Below are 19,946 nucleotides of genomic sequence, written 5' to 3'. Positions count from 1 at the left end.
GATCTCATGTCTCTGATCTCATGCTGGCAGCTTGGGCGCTGCAGCGCTGGTGTGTTGCTGGATCTCACGCCGAACGGCCCCGACGATACTCGGGGCCGCGGCGCTCTGCTCTGTTGATCGCTCAGGGCTTCTCGAACGCTCGGACCTGCTCGGCGATTCAGTGCTTCTGCGCGGCGGCGAGCGCCTTGGCCTCTGCGTCCATCTTGGTTCGGATGGACGAGGCATAGATGTCGCGATAGTCCTGGTTGCTGAGGGCGTGCAGCTCGCTCATGATCTCGTCCGTGATGGAGCGGAGCACGAAGCGGTCGGCGGCCATGCCCTCGTACCGCGTGAAGGTGAGCGGCTCGCCGAAGACCATGCCGACCTTGCGGAGACGAGGAACCTTCGCTCCGATGGGCAGGACGCGCTCCGTGTCGACCATGACCACGGGGACGACCGTGACGGGCTTGTCCGCCTGCATGATCATGCGCGCGATTCCCGTGCGCCCACGGAACATCCGTGCGTCGGGGCTGCGGGTGCCCTCCGGATAGATGCCGAGCACCTTGCCCTCGCCGAGCACGCGCAGGCCCGTCTGCAAGGACGCCTCGCTCGCTGCTCCGCCACCCCGGTCGATCGGGAGCATGCCCGTCGACTTGAAGAACTGCGCCGTCAGATAGCCCTTGATCCCCGTGCCGGTGAAGTACTCCTTCTTCGCGAGGAAGTAGACGCGGCGGTCGATCGACAACGGCATGAAGAACGAATCGATGACCGACAAGTGGTTCGACGCCAGAATGACCGGCCCCTTCGCCGGTATGTTCTCGACGCCGCGCACCCAAGGGCGGAACGTTCCGCGCACCAAGGGACCTGCGAAGAGATGCTTGAGCACCCAATACAACATGCGTGGCCTCCCGATAGGCGATGGCACATCAGTGTACTCGGGACATGCCCGGCCCCGTTGCGCCGCTCCCCGTTTCCGAAACGGTAGGGTTGGAAGCCACGGAACGTGAAGTCGAATCGGTCCGGACGATGGGCGTTCAGGCGGCTCACGACCAGGACCACACTCAGGAGTTGCAATGAAGCTATCCGAGACCCCCGCCGTCGTCAGCCCGGAGCCGAGCTGGAACACCACAGATCTGCTCGAGTACCGACTTCGAGAATCGCCGGATCTCGCCCTCTTCGCCCTGCCGGAAGGCAGCACCTGGCGCGACGTGCCGGTCAAGGAGTTCCACGCGAAGGTGCACACCCTCGCCAAGGGCTTCGTCGCCGCTGGCATCGAGCCCGGGGAGCGCATCGCGTTCGTCGCGAAGACGAACTACGAGTGGACGCTCGTCGACTTCGCGCTCTGGTACGCCGGTGCGGTCATGGTGCCGGTCTACGAGACCAGCTCGTCAGCGCAGATCGAGTGGATGCTCGAGGACTCGGAGGCCGTCGGCATCATCTCCGAGCTCCCGGAGCACGACGACAAGCTCGACGAGATCTCGGACACTGTCGAGGCGCTGCGCGTGCGCTACGCGCTGCACGCCGGCGCGATCGAGGAGCTCATCCGGCTCGGGGCCGGCGTCGAGGACGCAGAGATCGAGCGCCGTCGTGGGATCGCGAACGGCGCTGACATCGCGACGCTCATCTACACCTCGGGATCGACGGGACGCCCCAAGGGGTGCGTCATCACGCACTCGAACTTCGTCGAGCTGTGCCGCAACGTGAAGGACCCGCTCGGCGCGCTCATCTACCCCGGCGCATCAACGGTGCTCTTCATCACGCTCGCGCATGTCTTCGCCCGCTTCATCTCAGTGCTCTGCATCTACGGCGGAGTCAAGGTGGGCCACCAGCACGACACCACGAAGCTCGTGGAGTCGCTCGGCACCTTCCACCCGACCTTCCTCCTCGCGGTGCCCCGCGTGTTCGAGAAGGTCTACAACTCGGCGGAGCAGAAGGCGGAGACCGGCGGCCGGGGCAAGATCTTCCGCAAGGCGGCAGACGTCGCGGTCCGCTACTCGGAATCGCAGGACGCGGGCCGGACGCCGCTTGTCCTCGGCCTCCAGTACAAGCTGTTCGACAAGCTCGTCTACTCGAAGCTGCGCGAGGTCATGGGCGGCCGGGTCAAGCACGCCGTCTCGGGTTCCGCGCCACTCGGCGCGCGTCTCGGCCACTTCTACCGGGCCATCGGCGTGAACATCCTCGAGGGCTACGGCCTCACCGAGACCACGGCCCCTGCGTCCGTGAACCTCGCGGAGAAATCGAAGATCGGCACCGTCGGGCCGGCGCTGCCCGGCGTCGCCGTGCGCACCGATGACAGCGGCGAGCTCCAGGTCAAGGGCATCAACGTGTTCCGCGAGTACTGGAAGAACCCAGAGGCCACGGCCGCGGCCTTCGACGGCGAATGGTTCAAGACGGGAGATCTCGGCTCGATCGACGACGACGGCTACATCACCGTCACCGGGCGAATCAAGGAGATCATCGTGACCTCCGGCGGGAAGAACGTCTCCCCCGCGGCGCTCGAGGACCCGATCCGAGCCAACCCGCTCGTCGGCCAGATCGTCGTCGTCGGAGATCAGCGCCCGTTCATCTCCGCGCTCGTCACGCTCGATCCCGAGATGCTCAAGACCTGGCTCTCCAACAACGGCGAGGACCCGAGCATCTCGGTCGCCCAGGCCGCGGAGCACCCGAAGGTGCTGGCCGAGATCCAGCATGCCGTCGACCTCGCGAACACGCGCGTCTCCCGGGCCGAGTCGATCCGCAAGTTCGTCGTGCTCGACGGCGAGTTCACGGAAGCGGACGGCACGCTCACGCCGAAGATGTCGATCAAGCGCCACGTGATCCTCGAGAAGTACCGAGGAATCATCGAGGGCATCTACAACGCCGCACCCGCGACGCAGGGCATCACGCTCAAGTAGCTCGAGCTCGGAGAGCTGGACCCTCGCGGCCAGCGCCTCCGGTCAGCGTCGTCAGAGCGACGTGCGGCCGAAGGCGCTGGCCTTCGCGGATCCAGCAGAGGGGGTCGCGGGCGCGAACCACTCGCTGCCCCGGATCTCCCGCATGGCTTCCTTGCGGTGCTCGGGCGCGAGCGTGTCGATGTACACGACCCCCCTGAGGTGGTCGGTCTCGTGCTGCAGCATCTGAGCCATGAGGCCGGAGCCCTCGAGGACGACGGGCTCGCCGTCCAGGTCGATTCCGGTGACCCGAGCGTGCTCGTACCGTGGCGTCTTGTTCCAGAGGCCGGGGACGGAGAGGCAGCCCTCGTCGATCTCCTCGACCTCTCCCCAGGTGCTCTCGAGGACCGGGTTGAGCACGTAGCCGGTCTGCCCGTCGATGTTGTACGAGAACGCGGCGAGCCCGACCCCGATCTGCGGGGCAGCCACCCCGGCACGGCCGTCGAGCGCCGTCGTGTCGAGCAGGTCGGTGACAAGACTGCGGATGCGGTCGTCGACGACAGTGATCTGCTCGGCGGGCGTGCGCAGCACCGGATCTCCGTAGAAGCGGATGGGGCGAACGGTCACAGTTCCTCCTCAGCGCGCAGCAGCGCGTTCTCGACCACCTCGCTAGCCGCGGGGTGGGGCCAGTACTGGCCGCGCGCGAGACCCCGGATGGAGTGCCCGAAGCTCGCCGCGAGGACGAGGGGCTGGAGCAGGACCGCCGCGTCTGGGCCCACGATGTGCGCCCCGAGGATGGTCGCGCTTCCACGCGCTATGACGAGTTTACAGAAGCTGCGCTGGTCTTCGAGCGCCCACCCCCAGGCGGTGGACCCGTACTCGTGCACGACCTCGAACGCGTCGTAGCCGAGCTGCTCGGCCCGCTCGAGGGTTGCTCCGAAGCTGGCGATCTGGGGCTCGGTGAACACCACGTCGGGGACCGGACCGAGGGTGTTCTTCATTAGGCGACGGCCGGGCTCGACGGCGATGTTGTGGGCGACGACCCGCGCCTCGTGGTTGGCGACGTGCTTGAGCTGGTGCTCCGAGTCGATGTCGCCGAGGGCGAAGACGCCGGGCACCTGGTGGCCGTCGCGGAGGACGCGCTGGTAGGCGTCCACGCGCAGCCGGCCGTCGTCGTGGTGGTCGAAGCCGACCTCGAAGGTCCCGAGCGTGTCGGTGTTCGGGATGCGTCCGATCGCGACGAGCACAGCGTCGACCTCGATGCGCTCTCCCGAGTCGGTCGTGAGTGTCGCGACGCCGCCGTCGTCGGAGAAGCCGACGACGGAGGTGCCGGTCTCAAGGCGCCAGCGCTCCCGTGCCGCGTCCGCGAAGGTCTCGGCGACGTCGGCATCGAGCGAGGAGAGCACGCGCCCGCGCACCAGCTGCGTCACCTCGGAGCCGAAGGCGCTGAAGACGTGCGCGAACTCAGAGGCGATGGAGCCGCCGCCGATGATCGCCAGGCGACGAGGCGCGTCATCGATGCGCATGATCGTGTCGGAGGTGTGGACGAGCGGCGAGCTGAGCGGAACGACGTCGTGGTGGCGCGCGCGACTGCCCGCGGCGATGACCAGCGTGTCGGCCGTGAGGCGCCTCCCGGAAGCCGTGAGCACCTCGCGGTCGCCGAGCATCTCGACTCGCTCTCGGACGAGCGTGACCCGAGGGTTGCCGCTCTCCCGGTAGTGCTCCCCGCTCTCGCTGATGTGGTCGATGCGGCCGAACACGCGGTCGCGCACCTCCGGCCACGACGGGCGCAGCCGGACGTCGTGGATGCCAAGGCGGTCGGCGTCGCGCGCGACCCGCACGATGTCCGCCACGTGGACGTACATCTTCGTCGGGATGCAGCCGACGTTGAGGCAGGTTCCGCCGAAGTGCGGGCCGTCGTCGATGATCGCGGTTTTCGGCCCGCTCTCGTCGCCTGGGGGGAGGGAATTCCCCGAGCCTGCGCCGATGATGATGAGGCCGAAGTGCTCGGCGTCGGTGCGCTCAGGCATCGGCGCTCTCGGCACCCGGACGCACGACGACGAGGAGGTCCCCGTTGCCGACCTCGAGCGGTGAGGAGATCGCGAGGCGCTCGACGACTCCAGCGACGGGTGCGGTGATCCCGGCCTCCATCTTCATCGCCTCGATCGTCGCGACGGTCTGCCCCTGGGCGACGCGTTCGCCGACGTCCACACGCAGCGTGACGACGCCGGAGAACGGCGCTGCCACGTGACCGGGATTTCCGCTGTCGGCCTTCTCGCGTTCGATCGTGTCGACCTTGATGCTGCGGTCGCGCACGAAGACCGGCCGCAGCTGACCGTTCAGGGTGGCCATGACGGTGCGCATGCCGTCCGCATCCGGTTCGCCGATGGCCTCGAGCCCGACGAAGAGCTGCACGCCCTTGCCGATGTGGATGACGTGCTCTTCGCCAGGCTCGAGCCCGTACAGGTAGTCGAGGGTGTCGAGCACGGACAGGTCGCCGAAGAGCCGGACCGTGTCCTCGTAGCTCGCGGTCGGCTGCGGGAACAGGAGCCTGTTGAGGGTGCGCCTGCGCTCGAGGCTGTCGCCGGCGAGGCCGGCTTCGTCGGCCGCGGAGAGCGGCGTGATCTCGATCTTCACGTCGCGGCCCTCGAGCACCTTGCTGCGGAAGGGCTCCGGCCATCCGTTGGGCAGCTCGCCGAGTTCGCCCGCCATGAAGCCGATGACCGAGTCCGGGATGTCGAACTTGCCTGGGTTCTCGGCGAAGTCGGCCGGGTCGGCTCCCACCGCGACGAGGTGCAGGGCGAGGTCTCCGACGACCTTCGATGAGGGAGTCACCTTGGGGATGCGGCCGAGAATCTTGTCGGCCGCGTCGTACATGTCCTCGATGCGCTCGAACTGGTCCGCGAGTCCGAGTGCGATGGCCTGCTGGCGGAGGTTCGACAGCTGGCCTCCGGGGATCTCGTGCTTGTACACGCGACCGGTCGGGCCGGGGAGACCCGACTCGAAGGGGCGGTAGACGAGGCGGACTGCCTCCCAGTAGGGCTCGAGATCGGTGACGTTCGTGAGGCTGATGCCGGTGTCTCGCTCCGTGTGCTCGAGCGACGCGACCAGCGCCGAGAGACTCGCCTGGCTCGTCGTGCCCGACATCGGAGCGCTGGCGACGTCGACAGCGTCGACGCCCGCCTCGCTTGCCGCCAGGAGTGTCGCCAGCTGCCCACCAGCGGTGTCGTGCGTATGCAGGTGGACCGGCAGGTCGAAGCGCTCGCGCAGGGCCGTGACGAGGATCGAGGCCGCCTGCGGGCGCAGGAGACCCGCCATGTCCTTGATCGCGATGATGTGCGCGCCCGCCTCCACGATCTGCTCCGCGAGGCGCAGGTAGTAGTCGAGCGTGTAGAACGGCTCAGCGGGGTCGGCGAGGTTGCCGGTGTAGCAGAGGGCGACCTCGGCGACGGCGGTGCCGGTCTCGAGCACTGCGTCGATGGCGGGCTTCATCTGCGAAACGTCGTTCAGCGCGTCGAAGATGCGGAAGATGTCGACGCCCGTCGCGGTCGCCTCGTGCACGAACGCCTTGGTCACGGCCTCGGGGTACGGCGTGTAGCCGACGGTGTTCCGCCCGCGCAGCAGCATTTGCAGCGGGATGTTCGGGACAGCCTCGCGGAGGCTCGCGAGGCGCTCCCAGGGCTCCTCACCGAGGAAGCGGAGCGCGACGTCGTACGTCGCCCCTCCCCAGGCTTCGATGGAGAGTAGCTCCGGCGTGAGGCGCGCGAGGTAGGGCGCCGCTGTGACGAGATCCCGCGTGCGGACGCGGGTCGCGAGGAGCGATTGGTGCGCGTCGCGGAACGTGGTGTCGGTCACGGCGAGTCGCCGCTCCGAACGCAGCTGCGCCGCGAAGGCCGTCGGCCCGAGCTCGAGCAGCTCCTGTCGGCGCCCGCCGGGCAGCGGGAGGGCGGTGTCGAGCTCAGGGAGCTTCGAGCGGGGCTCGACGGAGGTCGGCCGAGCGCCGTGCGGGGCGTTGACCGTGACGTCGGCGAGCCAGTTGACGATCTTGGTCCCCCGGTCGCCGGGTCGGCGGTACTCGAGCAGCCCTGGACGCTTCTCGATGAAGTCGGTCGCGACGTCGCCACGCTGGAAGTCGGGGTCGTCGAGCACGCCGAGGAGGAAGGGGATGTTCGTGGCGACGCCGCGGATGCGGAACTCGGAGAGCGCTCGACGGGCCCGCCGGACGGCTGCGGGGAAGTCGCGTCCGCGAGCCGTGAGCTTCATGAGCATCGAGTCGAAGTGCGGCAGGACCTCCGCGCCCGTTGCGATGGTGCCGCCGTCGATGCGGATGCCGGAGCCGCCCGCGGAGCGGTACGTCGTGATGACGCCGGTGTCGGGACGGAAGCCCTGGGAGGGGTCCTCGGTCGTGATGCGGCACTGCAGCGCGAAGCCGTGGAGTTCCAGCTGGTGCTGCTGGAGGCCCATATCGTCGAGGCGCTCGCCCGAGGCCACACGCATCTGCGCCTGGACGAGGTCGACATCCGTGACCTCTTCCGTCACGGTGTGCTCGACCTGGATGCGGGGGTTCATCTCGATGAAGACGTGCTGACCTGCGCGCGGCCCGGCTGTGTCCAGGAGGAACTCCACGGTGCCGGCGTTGACGTAGTCGATGGACTTCGCGAAGGCCACGGCATCCGCGTAGAGCTTGTCCCTGACCTCCTGCGGGAGGTTCGGAGCGGGAGCGATCTCGACGACCTTCTGGTGTCGACGCTGGACGCTGCAGTCGCGCTCGAACAGGTGCACGACGTTGCCGTGCTCATCCGCGAGGATCTGCACCTCGATGTGGCGAGGCCGCAGCACCGCCTGCTCCACGAACATCGTCGGGTCGCCGAAGGCGCTCTCCGCCTCCTTCATCGCAGACTCGAGCGCCTCGCGAAGGTCTTCGGGGCGCTCGACGCGACGCATGCCGCGTCCGCCGCCTCCGGCGACGGCCTTCGCGAAGATCGGGAAGCCGATCTCGTCGGCGGCCGCGCAGAGCTCGTCGAGATCCGTCGAGGGCTGGCTCGAGGCGAGCACCGGCACGCCGGCGGCGATGGCCTGGTTCTTCGCCGTGACCTTGTTGCCCGCGGACTCGAGGACACGCGGCGGCGGACCGATGAACGCGATGCCGGCCTCCTGGGCAGCGCGCGCCAGTTCCGGGTTCTCACTCAGGAAGCCGTAGCCGGGGTAGACGGCGTCAGCCCCCGACTCCTTCGCGACGCGGAGGATCTCGGCGACATCGAGGTAGGCGCGGACGGGCTGTCCGACGGTGCCGATCTGGTACGCCTCGTCAGCTTTCAGGCGGTGCAGGGAGTTGCGGTCCTCGTACGGGTACACCGCGACCGTCCGCGCTCCGAGCTCGACTGCGGCGCGGAATGCGCGGATCGCGATCTCGCCTCGATTCGCGACCAGGATCTTCTTGAACACCGGTGTTCCACCTTCCGACAACACGACAGGGGCATGCAGCAACGTGACCTCAAGCCTAGTGAATGTAGCCTGGGCTGGTGTTCGTCCTCAGCATCAGTTCTCTCAAGGGCGGCGTCGGCAAGACCACGGTGACCCTTGGCCTCGCTTCCGCCGCCTGGGCCCGCGGGCTCAGAACCCTCGTCGTCGACCTGGATCCCCAGTCCGACGTCTCCACCGGGCTCGATGCCCGCGCGCAGGATGGCGCCACGATCTCCGACGTCCTCCGCTCGCCGAAGCCCAGCACGGTTCGCGCCGCGATCGCCCGCTCGGCGTGGGGCGAAGGCAGCCGCGGCGTCATCGACCTCATGGTGGGCAGTCCAGCAGCGCTGAGCTTCGATACCCCGAATCCCTCGATCCGAGAGATCTGGCGCCTCGAGGAGGCACTTGCCGTCGTCGAGGAGGACTACGACCTCGTCCTCATCGACTGCCCGCCCTCGCTGAACGCGCTCACGCGCACGGCCTGGGCCGCCTCGGACCGTGTCGCGGTCGTCACCGAGCCCGGGCTCTTCTCGGTCGCCGCCGCCGACCGCGCGCTCCGGGCCGTCGACGAGATCAGGCGCGAGCTGTCGCCGCGGCTCCAGCCGCTCGGCATCATCGTCAACCGTGCGAAGCACCAGTCCCTCGAGCACCAGTTCCGCCTCGGTGAGCTCCGGGACATGTTCGGGCCCCTCGTGCTCTCCCCCGCGCTCCCGGAGCGCACCTCCCTGCAGCAGGCGCAGGGAGCGGCCAAGCCCGTGCACCTCTGGCCGGGAAGCTCAGCCGAGGAGATGGCGGCGAACTTCGACAAGCTGCTCGACCGCATCATGCGGGCCGGCCGGCTGGGCACCTACGCGGAAGCCCCCGCCACCGGAGACGACGAAGCCCCGGTGACGCGCGGGCGTCAACGGGGCCGGTCGAACAGGTAGCGAGCTCCTGAGAACCGGCGGCCTCGGCAACGGGGCCGCCTGCGGGTTCAGCTCGCGCGGCTGGCGCGGCGAGCTGCGAGCTCGTCGACAGGGTCGAGCGTCTGCTGCTCGAAGTCGACGAGTGTCGACTCGACCTCGCGGAGCACCTGGCCGACGAAGATGCCGAACACGCCCTGCCCGCGGTGCACGAGGTCGATGACCTGGTCGTTCGAGGTGCACAGGTAGACGCTTGCACCGTCAGACATGAGCGTCGTCTGCGCGAGGTCGACGACGCCGGTCTCGGCGAGCTGGTCGACCGCCGTGCGGATCTGCTGGAGCGAGATGCCCGTCTCGAGCAGTCGCTTCACGAGCTTGAGGACGAGGATGTCGCGGAACGAGTAGAGACGCTGGGAGCCAGAACCCTTCGCCCCGCGAACCGTCGGCTCGACCAGACCGGTGCGAGCCCAGTAGTCGAGCTGCCGATAGGTGATGCCCGCGGCACGAGCGGCAACGGCGCCACGGTACCCGGAGCCCGGATCGAGGTCCGGAATGCCGTCGGTGAAGACCAACTCGCCGCCGGTTGGCGCGTCGCCCTGTCCCTGCTCGCTCATGCCTGCACCTTTCACACGTTTTCGACCAACTCAGCGCCCCGTACTCCTGGAGCAAGCCCTGCGCTCCGGGGAGCAGATGCGCCCTGGGGAAGCCTTGTACCACAAGGGAACTTGAGGTAAGTCCCGAGCCGTCTGGGTCGATTCTATTGGAGTGCATGCCGCTCGGCTACTTCCGAACGACAACGATGTGATCCTGACCCGACTTGCCCCGGATTTCAGGCCTCCACGGCAGGCCTGCGGCGTGTCGTGGCACGAGATCGTGGCTCGAGAATCCACTTCACGTTCAAGTGGAGGATGAACCTACCTGCGACCGCGAACCGCTTGGCGGATGAGGGACCGGCGAACCGACCCGAGGTGCTCGGCGAGCTCGTTGGCACGCTCGACGGCCTCACCCTGCGAGCGTGCTCGCCGCGCGTTCGTCGAGAGCGCCTGCTCGATCAGCCCGAACTCGTGGTGAGCGGCAGCGCGGAAGGGGCGCAGGTGGCGGGGCTCGATGCCCACTCGCTCGAGCTCCACGAGCGTGCTCAGCATGGTGAGCTCGTCTTCCTGGTACCGACTCGCCGCTGGGATGAGTCCGGCGCTCACAGCCTGCTCGAGCAGCGCGGGCTTCGCCCCAGACCGCTCGAGAAGCTGCGCACGATCGAGGACCGTGCCAGCCGCGAGCATCGTCTGCCGCTGCGGTGCCCGCGATCCCGGAAGCTCAGGCTCGAGGCCGCGGTCGAGGTCGTCGAAGTACTCGGCGATCACCTTGAGCGGCAGGTAGAGGTCGCGCTGCATGGTGAGCACCTCGCGCAGGCGAGCGACGTCGGCCGCGGAGAACTTGCGATACCCCTTCGGCGTTCGCTCGGGGTGCACGAGGCCCTTGTCCTCGAGGAAGCGGAGCTTGGAGGGGCTCAGCTCCGGGAACTCGACGTTCAGCCGCTGCAGCACCTGACCGATGCTGAGCGTCCGACCGGGTCCCCGCGCAGAAGCCGCCGCCGCCATAGCGGCCACGATCAGTTCCCGGCAGACGCGGAAGTCAGGCTGGTGTCAAGCGGGGAGCTGTAGAAAGTGAGGCGGAATTTGCCGACCTGCACTTCACCGCCGTTGGTCAGGACGGCGGAGTTGATGCGCTCGCCGTTGTAGTACGTGCCGTTGAGCGAACCGAGATCGCGCATGTGGAACTCGCGGCCGTGCCGCGTGAACTCGGCATGACGACGGGACACCGTGACGTCGTCGAGGAAGATCTCCGCGTTCGGGTGCCTGCCAGCGACCTGGAGGTCGGTATCGAGCAGGAACCTGGCTCCCACGTTGGAACCGCGACGGACGATCAGGAGCGCGGATCCGGAGGGGAGCGCGCTGATGGACTCCATCTCCTCCTTCGACACGCCACCTGCGATCAGCGCAGCGAGCTGCGCGCTGAAATCACCGGTGAACGACATCGTCGAAGACTGCGTCTGCTCATCGACGACGCCGTCGCCTTCAGGGGTCCGCGCCTCAGCGTCAGAACCAGCCATATTTGCCTCCTCGAGTCGATGCTCAAGCGTAGCGGAATCGGGGGTGCCCGAATTCCGGTCGGTTAATTGCAGCAGCACCGCCTGCCATTGTGCGTCAGACGACTGAGTGTTGTCGAAACGAGCGGGGAAATCGAACCCCATTTTCACCCTCGGCGTACACTTTCGGGGTGCTAGACGTCTCCTCCTCCGGCGATCGCGCGAGTTTCGACGGCCGCGCTGGGTCCGATGACCGCTATGCGGGCGACCCCATCGCCCGCATGCGAGAACGCAAGTCCGCGCCGCTCACGCGCAAGGTGCCCATGGCGAGCGGCATGTGGCTCGAGGATGCGGCCAGCGGCTTCTACGGCCGCCTCGCGTCGGCGAACAAGCAGACGGTGACGCTGCAGGACTTCGACGGCCAGCGCAAGGCGTTCCCCGCCGATTCGATCTTCCTGCTCGAGGACGAGGCCGTCCTGCTCGGGCCCCCGGCGGCCAAGCAGCAGTCTGGGCGCGCACGCAGCGCGTCCGGCTCCTTCCACGTCGCCGATGCCAAGGCGAGGACCGCGAGGGCCGGGCGAATCTTCGTGGAGGGCAAGCACGACGCCGAGCTCGTCGAGAAGGTCTGGGGCCACGACCTGCGCATCGACGGGGTCGTCGTCGAGTTCCTGCAGGGTGCCGACCACCTCGCCGAGGTGCTGACGGTGTTCGGACCGAGCCCGACGCGCCGCGTCGGAGTGCTGCTCGATCACCTCGTCAAGGGCTCGAAGGAGCAGCGCATCGCCGACGACATCACGCGGCGCTTCGGCGCCTCGCACGTGCGGGTCGTCGGCCACCCGTACGTCGACGTGTGGCAGTCGGTGAAGCCCGAGCGCCTCGGACTCAAGGCCTGGCCCGTCATTCCCCGAGGGCAGGACTGGAAGAAGGGCATCTGCAGAGCGCTCGGCTGGCCCGCAGAGGAGCAGGCGGACACGGCAAGGGCCTGGCAGCGCATCCTGGAGCGCGTCCGCGACTACCGGGACCTGGAGCCGTCGCTGCTCGGCCGGGTGGAGGAGCTCATCGACTTCGTCACAGAGCCCGGCGGCGCAGGTACCTGACCGCGTAGACGGCTCCTGCTGCGACGTGCAGGACCGTCCCGATCAGCAGCATCCACCACGTGATGGTGCGCAGCGGCTCGGCGGGGACCTGCTCGGCGTACGACAGCAGGTGGAGCGGCATGGCGACCATGATGAACGCCGACCTGGCCTTGCCGAGCAGGTTCACGCGCCCCTCGCGGACCCGCTCGAGCCGCGCCAGCCCGATGACGAGCAGCGCCAGGTCGCAGAGGAAGATCGTAACCAGCACGAACCACGGGAAGTAGCCGAGGAGTGCAAGGCCGAAGCCGATGACGATGATGCCGAGCCGGTCGGCGACCGGGTCGAGGACCTCCCCCACTCGGGAGACCTGCCCGAGGCGGCGCGCGAGGAAGCCGTCGATCCAGTCGGTGGCCCCGAACGCAGCGAGGCTCAGGGTGGCGGCCAGCTCCCGGCCGTCGGCGGCAAGCCAGATGGTGAGGGGCACGAAGACCAGCAGTCGTGCCACCGAGATGGCGTTGGGCAGCGTCGCCCACCGCATCGGGCTCTCATGCCGGTCGCCTGCCATGACGTCATTGTCGCAGTGGCACGCCTCGCGCGTCTGTGCACGACCGCTGGGCGCAGCCGCGCGAACTCGATACGATCATCGGATGGACCGAGACGAGCACGGCTACCACCAGCCAGGACCCGCGTCCGTGCGGGTCGACGTGTGGCTCTGGGCGGTCCGCATCTACAAGACGCGCAGCGCCGCGACCGCGGCGTGCAAGGCCGGGCACGTCAAGATCGACGGCGATCGGGCCAAGCCAGCGCAGCGCATCCACGTCGGCGACGAGGTTCGGGTGCGGACCGACCGCGACCGGGTCCTCGTCGCGCAGGAGCTCCTCAAGAAGCGCGTCGGCGCGCCGATCGCGGCGAAGGCCCTCATCGACAACTCCCCTCCGCCTCCCCCTCGGGAGTTCGCCGCCCCCATCGCGTACCGCGACCGTGGGGCCGGGCGTCCGACGAAACGGGAGCGTCGAGAGATCGATCGCATCCGCGGCCGCGACGAACGGCCCCTGCTCGACCCGGACGAGTGATCGACCCGGACGAGTGATCGCGAACCGCGCTCCGAGTTGGGTTCCGTGGGGCGCGGTTCGCGATCGTCGTCAGCGACTGGACGTTGGCGTCAGGCTTTGATGGCGTTCCGCTCGCCAGCTCTGACCGGCACGCTGAGTCGGTTGTCGGCGGCAGGCGTCGGGCAGACGAAGTGGTCGCTGAAGGCGCACGGCGGCAGGTAGGCGCGATTGAAGTCGATCGTCGTCGCCCCGTCGGCCTCGGGGGCTGGGACGGTCAGGAACCGGAAACGGTAGCTCTCGACACCGCTCGTCGTGTCGGCGAACACGACTTGGAGTCCTGCCTCGGTGTGGTCGGCGTCGATCGAGAACGCCGAGCCGCCGAGCTCGAAGTCGAGCTTTCCGCCGAGGTCCTTCCTGGACACGTAGCCGTCCGCCTGGAGCACGTCGACCTGCTCGGTCGAGGGACGGAAGCTCGCGGACACGACGTAGTCGTCGTCGGGCTGGTAGCTGTCGATGCCGAGGAGCGCGGCTCGCCCCGACGCCTCGGGGTCGAGCACTCGGAGGGCGCGCTGATCGTCGCGCGCGAACGCCCGGAGGATGCGCGCACCGTCGCGGAGCTCCTCGCCCGTCTTCAGGGCCACGCGGTCGCCGACTCCGGAGCCGGAGGCGTCCACGTACCCGCTCTCAGCGAGCCCGCTGCCCACGACGGCGCCGTCGACGATGCTCCAGGTTCCCGCGACGCCCTCGAGTTCGAGCTCGACGCCGTCGGCGAGCCAGTTGGTCGCGACGAGGGCCGCCGGCCCGTACGGGGCACGGACCGCGCGCTCACGACTTTCGTGCCAGACCGCCCAGCGTGCGCTGAAGTGGTCTCCGGTAGTGGTGCTCTGCTGCGTGCTCATGCTGTTCCCTCTCCTCGTTCTCTCTGCTGATCTCGCCGACGAGTCTCAACGTACTCAGGGCGACGGCGTCGTTCTCGCGGAACGAGACGGCGTTGGTCCGGGGGCGGGAGAACGCCCCGACGAATGGATTGGACGTGTACGGGCCGATGGCGAACCGACGGGGATGCGTCGTCCCGTCTGCCTGCACGATCCTCGAGTCCTCGCGACGCACCTCGATGACGCCGGTGGCGAGGCTGCCCTCCGGGGTGGCGGCGATGCGCTCGCGCCCCTCGCCCGACTCGATGAGCTGCCTGAGCGCCAGGTTGTCGGTGTGGGCGACGTCGGCGTCGGGAAGCCAGGCGTCGATGAGCGCGCGGGCCGACACCTGTCGCTCGAGCGTCGTGCCCTTGGCCCGGAAGAGGCCTGCCTCCTCGTCCTCCCAGACGCGCAGCTCGCCGCCCAGGAAGTGCACGACACCGGCCTCGCTGAGCGCGAGGAGCTCGTCGAGACGGTGTCCTGGCGGGCCGGACGCGACGTAGCTGAAGAAGCCCTTCCACCAGACGCGAACGTCTCCGGCGAGCGAGGCCGGCGACCAGTTGGGGGCATCCTGGAACTCGACGAAGGTCATGAAGGAGAAGAGGAGGGCGAGGAAGAGCCCCTGGTTCTCGCTGTGCTGCTGGCTGTTCCTCCTGCGGAGGTCTTCCCGGATGTACTCGTGGAGGGCGACCGAGACCGAGCCGACGTCGGTTGCCGCGGCCCCGCGCAGGGGGTGGTCGAAAGTCTCGATGTCGAGCTCGTCGCTCGGGTCGACGAGCGCGGCGAGCACCGCCTCGTGGAGTTCGGGTGACTGCGCGGCGAATCGGTCGAGCTCGGCTCGGAACTCGACCCAGGACACGCGGACTCGGTCGGGGTGCCCCGTGAAGAGCTCGCGGTAATAGCCGTGCAGCATCTCCTTGGCGAGGAGCGGCCAGAAGTGCGTCCGGAAGTCCAGGATCTCGTGCTCGGCGACGATCTCGCGGGCGATGTCCGCGGTGAAGTAGCGGGTCTCGAACGGCTCCCCCTGGAGCACGCTCGTGACCTTGGAGTGGTAGGGAACGCCCCGCCTGGAGCCGACGAGGATGCGCGGCTCGCGGCCGGAGGGACGGTACTTGAGGCGTCCCGGCTCGTCTCCTGGCAGGAACGCTCCCCCGCGCCCTTCGGTGAGCAGCACGAGCAGGTCGACGGCGGCGAGGCCGAGACCGCGGACGATGACGGGCTCCCCGGCTTCCACTGCACTGAAGTCTGCGTCTGCCGTGAACGAGGGCGGCACGTAGGCGAGGTCGTGGCGGGCCGCGAACTCGCTCAGCTCGGCGGTTCTCGTCCCTTCGTGGACCAGGGTTCCGGAATGGCCGAGCGCGTACACGACGACGTCGACGGTGAGGCTGTCGCCCGTGTCGAGCTCGACGCGCTGCGCGCCGTTGTCGATCGTCGTGACGCCCGTCACCTCCGCGGCATGGACGAGGACCGTCAGGCCCTCCGGCGCCGAGTCCGCCGCCTGCTCGAAGAACCAGCCCAGGTACCTGCTCTGCAGGCGCCTCGTGGGGAAGCTCGCCGGACCGAGTGAGCGCACCTCGTCGGCCACCTGCTGGTCCTCCGCGTCGAGGTCGTACCCGTCCAGCTCGCCGCGGCTCGCGAGCTCAGCCCATTCGACGAGGGAGGGGCCCTGCCTGACCGGGCCCTCGATGGTGCTCGTCTCGTCGGTGAACATGGTGACGTCGGCCGCCAGCGAGTTGAGCTTCAGGAGCCCGGACTGGGCGTCTCGCCAGATGCGTCCGGCTCCAGGCGGGTGCGGGTCGATGAGGTGCACGACAAGCGGGCCCGTGGTGTCCCCGTCGTAGTTGGCGACGATGCGCTCGAGGAGCCCAGCTCCGCGAGGTCCGGCGCCGAGGACCGCGATGCACCTGGCTCCCCTGGTGCTGTCGATGTCGATGAGCCTGGCCGCGGATGTCATGCGATCGCCTCCAGGACGCGCTCGGTGGGCTTGCCCCCGGGGATGGCGTCGACGAGCGCTCGGGTGTATGCGTTGGTGCTGCGCTCGAAGACCTCGTCGACGGTGCCTTCCTCGAGCAGCTCGCCGCCGCGGAGCACGCCGACGCGATCGGCGATCTGGCGGACGACCCCGAGGTCGTGGGTGATGAACAGGTAGCTCAGCGAGTGCTCGGCCTGGAGGTCGACGAGGAGCTGGAGGATCTGCGCCTGGACGGAGACGTCGAGGGCGGAGACGGCTTCGTCGAGGACGATGAGCTCTGGCTTCAGGGCGAGTGCTCGTGCGATGGCGACGCGCTGCCGCTGCCCTCCGGAGAGCTGCGTCGAGCGCCGGTGCGCGAAATCGGCGGGGAGCGCGACGTCCTCCAGCAGCTCGAGCACCCGCGCGCGGCGCGACTGCTTGTCGCCGATCCCGAAGGCCCGCAGCGGCTGCTCGATGGAGTCCGCGACGGTGAAGCGCGGGTCGAGCGATGAGTAGGGGTCCTGGTGCACGAGCCCGGTCCTGCGGCGGAAGGCTCTCAGGGCGCTGCCTCTGGCGCCGGCGACTTCGAGGCCGTCGAGGCGGATGCTCCCCTGGTCCGGTCGTTCGAGGAGCAGGGCGAGGCGGGCGGTCGTGCTCTTGCCGGACCCCGACTCGCCGACGAGCGCGTAACTCTCGCCGCGGGCGATCGAAAAGGCGACGTCCTTGGTCGCGTCGACCCGTGCGCCTCCCGGCAGACGGAACGTCTTGCTCAGTCCCCTGACCTCCAGCACCGGGCGGCTGCGGTCGATGCCGAGGGTGCCGGTGGCCGGCGCGAGCCGCGTCGAGGTCCTGGTGGGTGCGGCCGCGACGAGTCGCTTCGTGTACGGGTGCTGCGGGTCCTCGAGGACCTGGGCGGCCGGGCCAGCCTCGACGATCGCTCCGTGCTGCATGACGAGGATGCGGTCGGCCCGGTCGGCTGCCACCCCGAGGTCGTGGGTGATGAAGAGCACGGCCGTGGATGCGACGGCGGCCCGTTCCGCGATGAGGTCGAGGATCTGGCGTTGGACGGTCACGTCGAGGGCGCTCGTCGGCTCGTCGGCGATGATGAGGCCGGGCGAGGCTGCGAGCGCGGCCGCGATGAGGACCCGCTGCCGCATGCCGCCGGAGAACTGGTGGGGGTACTGCGCCGCACGCTTCGCCGCATCCGGGATGCCTGCGTCCTGGAGGAGTTCGACGGCTCGCGCGCGTGCGTCCTTCTTGGTGGCGAGGCCGTGGATGAGGAGCACCTCGGCGACCTGCGCTCCGACGGTCTGCAGCGGGTTCAGAGACGCCGATGGGTCCTGCGGGATGAGGCCGATGCGTGCACCGCGGACGGCACGCCATTCGAGCGGCGTCAGGGCGGTGAGGTCGAGGCCGTCGTAGCGGAGGGCGTTCGCGGTCACCGCGGTGCTCGCGGGGAGGAGGTCGACGATCGACTTGGCGACGCTGGTCTTGCCCGAGCCGGACTCGCCGACGATGGCGACTTGCTCCCCCGGGTACACGTCGAAGGAGACGCCGGCGACGGCGAGCGTCGTGGCTCCCTTGTAGGCGAGCTGGAGGTCGCGGACGGACAGGAGCGGCTGCGGTTCGCCGCCTGCCTGCTGCGTCAGGGGTGTGGAGGTCATGAGCGGTCTCCTCGTTCTTGGAGCCAGCGCGAGATGCGCGCCGTGGAGAGCACGACCGCGACGATCACGAGTCCGGGCAGGGTGGTGAGCCACCAGGCGGCCTGCAGGTAGTCGCGGCCCTCGGAGATGAGGGCGCCCCACTCCGGCTGGGGCGGCGGGGCTCCGAAGCCGAGGAAGCTGAGGGCGGAGATGGCGAGCACTGCGGCGCCGAACTCGATGGCGGCGAGCGCGAGGACCGGGGTGATCGCGGCGGGGAGGACCTGGCGGAAGATGATGCTCGGCCAGCGAGCGCCCGAGAGCTTCGCCGCCTCGATGTAGCCGGCGGTGGCAACCGAGAGGACCTGCGAGCGCATGATGCGCGCGAAGGCTGCGGTGGACGCGAGGCCGACCGCGATCGCGATGTTGAGCGTCCCGAAGCCGAGTCCCGTGATGATGGTGAGCGAGAGCAGCAGGGCGGGGATCGCGAGGATGACGTCCATGAAGCGCATGATCGCCTCGTCGACGAATCCCCGGAGGTATCCGGCGAGGAGCCCGAGGAGCGCCCCGGTGCCGAGCGCGATGACGACGGCGAGGCCGGACGCGAGGAGGGTGGTCTGCGAGCCGTGGATGAAGCGCGCGAGGGTGTCTCGGCCCAGGTTGTCGGTGCCGAAGGGGTGCGCGGGGCTCGGCGGCTGGAGGCGGTCGAGGAGGGTGCCGTTGATGGCGTCGTACGGCGTGAAGATCGACGGCGCGATAGCCCAAGCGACGACGGTGGCGAGCACGGCGACCGCCAGGATGAGGGACGGCAGGCGCAGGAGGCTGCGGAAGCGCGCGAACGACGACGACTTCACGGCGGCAGGCACGGGCTGCGGGGTCCGCTCGGCGGCGGCGCCGCCGGCACTGCCCGGGGCAACGTACCGCTCGGTGCGACTCAGCACAGCGAGGTCCGACGGCGGTGTGAGGAGGGGCTGGTTCATGCTGCGACCTCGTTCGCTCGTGTCCTGCCGGGCTCCGTGGAAGCTGCGCCGGGCGCCGATGGGGGTGTCGGACGCCCCTTGGTCGCGGGGCGCTGCTTCGTGGAGTGCGAGAGGCGGGGGTCGACGAGCGGGTAGAGCGCGTCGACGATGAGGTTGGTGACGACGAAGATCGCGGCGGCGAAGACGACCGCGATCATGACGAGGGGGATGTCGCGGTTGGCGACGGCGGTCACGATCATGCGGCCGACGCCGTCGCGGGAGAAGACGGTCTCGGTGACGACGGTTCCCGCGAGGAGCTGGCCGACGAGCACCCCGCCGATCGTGAGGGTCGGCAGGGCCGCGTTCCTGAGCGCGTGGCGCACGAGGATGCGTGTGTCGCCGGCCCCCTTCGCCCTGGCCTGCTCGATGAAGGGCCGGGCGAGGGTCTCGTGCAGGCTGCGGGTGAGCACCTGGGCAAGGTAGGCGCCGGTTGGGATCGAGAGCGTCAGCGCCGGGAGGATGAGCCCCACGAACCCCGTGCTGCCGAAGGCTGGCACCCAGCCGAGCTGGAAGGAGAAGACCTGCAGGAGCAGGAGCCCGAGCCAGAACGTCGGAACCGCGATGGCGAGGGAGGGCAGCGATTGGAGGATGCCGCGCAGCCAGGAGGATCGGATGAGGTTGCTGACGAGCGCGAGTCCGATGCCGCCGATGACGGACAGCACGAGGGCCGCCCCGGCGAGGGTTGCCGTCGACGGGAGCGCGCGGGCGAGCACCTCGGTGGCGGGGATGCCGTTCTGCACGGAGCTGCCGAAGTCGAGGACCAGGGCTCCCCCGAGGGCGGCCAGGTACTGCTCGTGGAACGGAGCGTCGAGCCCGAGCTCCGCTCTCAGCGCCTCGATGGCGGCCGGGTCGGCGGCCCCCTCTCCGCCGCCGGCCGCGGCCACGGCCGCCGCGTCGCCCGGGAGGAGGTAGAGGAGGAGGAACGACAGGGTGAAGGCCGCCCAGAGGACCAGGATCCCCAGGGCGAGCCTCCACGCGAAGTAGCGAGCCATAC

The 19,946-nt window shown here is 69.1% G+C and carries 17 protein-coding genes; 4 read left to right on the top strand and 13 right to left on the bottom strand.

Annotated elements, in window-relative coordinates; all coding sequences use genetic code 11:
• Positions 1-157: 157 nt before the first annotated feature.
• On the bottom strand, positions 158-877 hold the full coding sequence (locus C5E06_RS08240; RefSeq protein ID WP_104241124.1) for a 1-acyl-sn-glycerol-3-phosphate acyltransferase: 720 nt from the start codon (positions 875-877) through the stop codon (positions 158-160).
• Positions 878-1,052: 175 nt separating this feature from the next.
• Here C5E06_RS08240 and C5E06_RS08235 point away from each other — a divergent pair, with 175 nt between their 5' ends.
• On the top strand, positions 1,053-2,873 hold the full coding sequence (locus C5E06_RS08235) for a long-chain fatty acid--CoA ligase (protein ID WP_104306571.1): 1,821 nt from the start codon (positions 1,053-1,055) through the stop codon (positions 2,871-2,873).
• Between the two features lie 51 nt (positions 2,874-2,924).
• Here the strand turns inward: C5E06_RS08235 and def are convergent, their stop codons facing one another.
• The 3 genes from def to C5E06_RS08220 are packed head-to-tail and all read right to left on the bottom strand — an operon-like array spanning position 2,925 to position 8,294.
• A complete protein-coding gene (gene def / locus C5E06_RS08230) occupies positions 2,925-3,476 on the bottom strand; it encodes a peptide deformylase (protein ID WP_104306570.1) in 552 nt (183 codons plus the stop codon).
• Positions 3,473-4,879: a mycothione reductase gene (locus tag C5E06_RS08225; RefSeq protein WP_104299073.1), complete on the bottom strand. Its 1,407-nt coding sequence runs from the start codon at positions 4,877-4,879 to the stop codon at positions 3,473-3,475. The genes def and C5E06_RS08225 overlap by 4 nt, the downstream gene beginning before the upstream one ends.
• Positions 4,872-8,294 (bottom strand): pyruvate carboxylase, encoded by a 3,423-nt coding sequence (locus C5E06_RS08220; RefSeq protein WP_104306569.1) that lies wholly within the window; start codon positions 8,292-8,294, stop codon positions 4,872-4,874. The genes C5E06_RS08225 and C5E06_RS08220 overlap by 8 nt, the downstream gene beginning before the upstream one ends.
• A gap of 77 nt (positions 8,295-8,371) precedes the next feature.
• Between C5E06_RS08220 and C5E06_RS08215 the strand changes: the two genes are divergently transcribed.
• Positions 8,372-9,238 carry a ParA family protein gene (locus C5E06_RS08215; protein WP_104306568.1) on the top strand — a complete coding sequence of 289 codons (867 nt, stop codon included), beginning with the start codon at positions 8,372-8,374 and terminating at the stop codon, positions 9,236-9,238.
• 47 nt (positions 9,239-9,285) lie between these two features.
• On the opposite strand, the gene C5E06_RS08210 is transcribed toward C5E06_RS08215, so the two are convergent.
• From C5E06_RS08210 to C5E06_RS08200, 3 genes are all read right to left on the bottom strand, one after another.
• Complete coding sequence (locus C5E06_RS08210; protein ID WP_104241118.1) at positions 9,286-9,828, bottom strand: MerR family transcriptional regulator; 543 nt, start codon at positions 9,826-9,828, stop codon at positions 9,286-9,288.
• A 300-nt stretch (positions 9,829-10,128) separates the two neighbouring features.
• Complete coding sequence (locus C5E06_RS08205) at positions 10,129-10,758, bottom strand: MerR family transcriptional regulator (RefSeq protein WP_308471360.1); 630 nt, start codon at positions 10,756-10,758, stop codon at positions 10,129-10,131.
• Positions 10,759-10,823: 65 nt separating this feature from the next.
• Positions 10,824-11,324: an FHA domain-containing protein gene (locus C5E06_RS08200; protein ID WP_068478243.1), complete on the bottom strand. Its 501-nt coding sequence runs from the start codon at positions 11,322-11,324 to the stop codon at positions 10,824-10,826.
• 257 nt (positions 11,325-11,581) lie between these two features.
• Between C5E06_RS08200 and C5E06_RS08195 the strand changes: the two genes are divergently transcribed.
• Positions 11,582-12,397, top strand: a complete 816-nt coding sequence (locus tag C5E06_RS08195) for a DUF3097 family protein (protein WP_104299185.1) — start codon at positions 11,582-11,584, stop codon at positions 12,395-12,397.
• Here the strand turns inward: C5E06_RS08195 and C5E06_RS08190 are convergent.
• Entirely contained in the window at positions 12,369-12,941 is a 573-nt protein-coding gene (locus C5E06_RS08190; protein ID WP_104306567.1) for a CDP-alcohol phosphatidyltransferase family protein, read from the bottom strand. The genes C5E06_RS08195 and C5E06_RS08190 overlap by 29 nt on opposite strands.
• A gap of 82 nt (positions 12,942-13,023) precedes the next feature.
• Here C5E06_RS08190 and C5E06_RS08185 point away from each other — a divergent pair, with 82 nt between their 5' ends.
• Positions 13,024-13,449, top strand: a complete 426-nt coding sequence (locus C5E06_RS08185; protein WP_104241115.1) for an RNA-binding S4 domain-containing protein — start codon at positions 13,024-13,026, stop codon at positions 13,447-13,449.
• An 89-nt stretch (positions 13,450-13,538) separates the two neighbouring features.
• Here the strand turns inward: C5E06_RS08185 and C5E06_RS08180 are convergent, their stop codons facing one another.
• Genes C5E06_RS08180 through C5E06_RS08160 form a run of 5 tightly spaced genes read right to left on the bottom strand, consistent with a single transcriptional unit; the run spans position 13,539 to position 19,944 of the window.
• Entirely contained in the window at positions 13,539-14,327 is a 789-nt protein-coding gene (locus C5E06_RS08180; RefSeq protein WP_104306566.1) for a DUF1684 domain-containing protein, read from the bottom strand.
• A complete protein-coding gene (locus C5E06_RS08175; protein WP_219820193.1) occupies positions 14,254-16,296 on the bottom strand; it encodes an FAD/NAD(P)-binding domain-containing protein in 2,043 nt (680 codons plus the stop codon). Before C5E06_RS08175 ends, C5E06_RS08180 begins: the two co-directional genes overlap by 74 nt.
• A complete protein-coding gene (locus C5E06_RS08170; RefSeq protein WP_181062917.1) occupies positions 16,293-17,957 on the bottom strand; it encodes an ABC transporter ATP-binding protein in 1,665 nt (554 codons plus the stop codon). The genes C5E06_RS08175 and C5E06_RS08170 overlap by 4 nt, the downstream gene beginning before the upstream one ends.
• Positions 17,954-18,913, bottom strand: coding sequence for an ABC transporter permease (locus tag C5E06_RS08165; RefSeq protein WP_104307254.1), 960 nt, complete (start codon positions 18,911-18,913; stop codon positions 17,954-17,956). Before C5E06_RS08165 ends, C5E06_RS08170 begins: the two co-directional genes overlap by 4 nt.
• A complete protein-coding gene (locus C5E06_RS08160) occupies positions 18,910-19,944 on the bottom strand; it encodes an ABC transporter permease (protein ID WP_104241113.1) in 1,035 nt (344 codons plus the stop codon). Before C5E06_RS08160 ends, C5E06_RS08165 begins: the two co-directional genes overlap by 4 nt.
• Positions 19,945-19,946 lie beyond the last annotated feature (2 nt).

Origin of the sequence: Pseudoclavibacter sp. RFBI5 (assembly GCF_002931395.1) — a bacterium.
Lineage (GTDB): Bacteria > Actinomycetota > Actinomycetes > Actinomycetales > Microbacteriaceae > Pseudoclavibacter.
Note: the sequence above shows the minus strand (reverse complement) of the source record. Positions and strands in the feature narration are given on the sequence as shown.

Bases quoted from the DNA above. Each gene is read 5' to 3' on its own strand.
- C5E06_RS08240 (WP_104241124.1), bottom strand. From the start codon at position 877: ATGTTGTATTGGGTGCTCAAGCATCTCTTCGCAGGTCCCTTGGTGCGC.
- C5E06_RS08235 (WP_104306571.1), top strand. From the start codon at position 1,053: ATGAAGCTATCCGAGACCCCCGCCGTCGTCAGCCCGGAGCCGAGCTGG.
- C5E06_RS08225 (WP_104299073.1), bottom strand. From the start codon at position 4,879: ATGCCTGAGCGCACCGACGCCGAGCACTTCGGCCTCATCATCATCGGC.
- C5E06_RS08210 (WP_104241118.1), bottom strand. From the start codon at position 9,828: ATGAGCGAGCAGGGACAGGGCGACGCGCCAACCGGCGGCGAGTTGGTC.
- C5E06_RS08200 (WP_068478243.1), bottom strand. From the start codon at position 11,324: ATGGCTGGTTCTGACGCTGAGGCGCGGACCCCTGAAGGCGACGGCGTC.
- C5E06_RS08195 (WP_104299185.1), top strand. From the start codon at position 11,582: ATGCGAGAACGCAAGTCCGCGCCGCTCACGCGCAAGGTGCCCATGGCG.
- C5E06_RS08190 (WP_104306567.1), bottom strand. From the start codon at position 12,941: ATGGCAGGCGACCGGCATGAGAGCCCGATGCGGTGGGCGACGCTGCCC.
- C5E06_RS08185 (WP_104241115.1), top strand. From the start codon at position 13,024: ATGGACCGAGACGAGCACGGCTACCACCAGCCAGGACCCGCGTCCGTG.
- C5E06_RS08180 (WP_104306566.1), bottom strand. From the start codon at position 14,327: ATGAGCACGCAGCAGAGCACCACTACCGGAGACCACTTCAGCGCACGC.
- C5E06_RS08175 (WP_219820193.1), bottom strand. From the start codon at position 16,296: ATGACATCCGCGGCCAGGCTCATCGACATCGACAGCACCAGGGGAGCC.
- C5E06_RS08170 (WP_181062917.1), bottom strand. From the start codon at position 17,957: ATGACCTCCACACCCCTGACGCAGCAGGCAGGCGGCGAACCGCAGCCG.
- C5E06_RS08165 (WP_104307254.1), bottom strand. From the start codon at position 18,913: ATGAACCAGCCCCTCCTCACACCGCCGTCGGACCTCGCTGTGCTGAGT.
- C5E06_RS08160 (WP_104241113.1), bottom strand. From the start codon at position 19,944: ATGGCTCGCTACTTCGCGTGGAGGCTCGCCCTGGGGATCCTGGTCCTC.